1 protein-coding gene and 1 pseudogene are annotated in these 548 nt (G+C 68.8%); one reads left to right on the top strand and one right to left on the bottom strand.

Features of this window, described 5'->3' with window-relative positions:
- The coding region (locus ACYVO6_RS49485) for a VOC family protein (protein ID WP_461073644.1) at positions 1–291 on the top strand (291 nt) is incomplete at its 5' end.
- 14 nt (positions 292–305) lie between these two features.
- On the opposite strand, the pseudogene ACYVO6_RS49480 reads toward ACYVO6_RS49485, so the two are convergent.
- Positions 306–548, bottom strand: a pseudogene (locus ACYVO6_RS49480) (IS630 family transposase); the annotation flags it as partial.

Raw genomic sequence — 548 nt, 5'->3', positions numbered from 1 at the left:
ACCGCCGGCTATCGGACCGACGGCGTGGCCGAGTACTGGCATCCGGAGCGGGACACACCCTCGCTGTCCCTGGAGCGTGCAGAGAAGGCGACTGCCGCCACCAGGGGGATGCACATCGCGTTCACGGCGGGCAGCCGGGACGCGGTGGATGCCTTTCATGCGGCTGCGGTGGCGGCCGGGGGCACATCCCGGCACGCTCCTCACTCATGGAGCGAGTACCGCGCCTACTGTTCGTTCGTCAGCGATCCCGACGGCAACAACATCGAAGCCGTTCACAAGGAGATCCCGTAGCGGCCCGGTTCTGGTCAAGCAGCTTCGGTAATCGGGCGTCCGCCCCAGCGGATGCCCTTCTCGCTGCGAATGCGGGCGCGTTCCTTGCGTTGGGCGGCGAGTACGTCGGGGTGGCGGGCGTTGGCGTTGCGCCAGCGCAGGTAGGCGTGCAGGGCCCGGGTCTGGACGGTGTGGTTCGGGTGGTGGGAGTTGGCCAGGGTGAACTGCCGCAGCGGGCCGAAGTGGGCCTCGATCGGGTTGGCCCAGGAGGCGTAGGT

Source organism: Streptomyces pseudoechinosporeus, from assembly GCF_054783935.1.
The sequence above is the reverse complement of the archived record's forward strand: the minus strand, read 5'-3'. Positions and strand labels throughout refer to the sequence as shown.